Origin of the sequence: Clostridium tarantellae (assembly GCF_009295725.1) — a bacterium.
GTDB lineage: Bacteria > Bacillota > Clostridia > Clostridiales > Clostridiaceae > Sarcina > Sarcina tarantellae.
Genome location: NZ_WHJC01000582.1, coordinates 1 through 723, shown reverse-complemented (window position 1 = coordinate 723; position 723 = coordinate 1). Strand labels below are relative to the sequence as shown.

At 34.6% G+C, this 723-nt stretch carries 1 protein-coding gene; it reads left to right on the top strand.

Translation table 11 applies throughout. The features are described from left to right. Positions 1-22 precede the first annotated feature (22 nt). Positions 23-723: alpha-N-acetylglucosaminidase TIM-barrel domain-containing protein (locus tag GBZ86_RS16475; RefSeq protein ID WP_327445301.1), on the top strand; the 701-nt coding region annotated here is incomplete at its 3' end.

Sequence of the window (723 nt, the reverse complement as noted above, 5' to 3'; positions counted from 1 at the left end):
TAGAACAGAACTTGCAAGAAAAATGCAAAGAAAAATGAAAGCACTTGGTATGAAAATAGTTCTTCAAGGTTATGCTGGAATGGTGCCAACAGATATAAAAGATAAAAGACCAAACGTGGAGATAATACCTCAAGGAACATGGTGCTCTTTTGAAAGACCTGCTATGTTAAGAACAGATAGTGCAGATTATAAGGAATTTGCAAGAATATTTTATAAATGCCAAGAGGAGGTATATGGAAAGTACTTCTCTAATTATTATGCCACAGATCCATTCCATGAAGGTGGTACTGATGCAGGAATGTCAAGAGCAACTATTTATAAAGAAACTCTGGCTTCAATGTTAGAATATGACAGTGAAGCTGTTTGGGTAATTCAATCATGGAGAGAAAATCCAGCACAAGAAGGATTAAATGGTATTGTACCAGAAAGAAGAAATAATATTTTAGTTTTAGATTTATATGCAGAATTAGATCCAAGATGGATTGGAAGATCTAATATTTGGGGATATCAGTGGGATGAACCAGAATTTGATGGAACACCTTGGGTTTGGAACATGTTAAATAATTTTGGAGGAAGAATGGGTATTCATGGACAACTTGGAGTTTTAGCAACAGAAATACCAAATGCGTATAAAACAACATCTACAGGAAAAACATCACACATGAAAGGAATTGGTATCACTCCAGAAGCACTTGAATCAAATCCAGTGTTATTTGATTTACT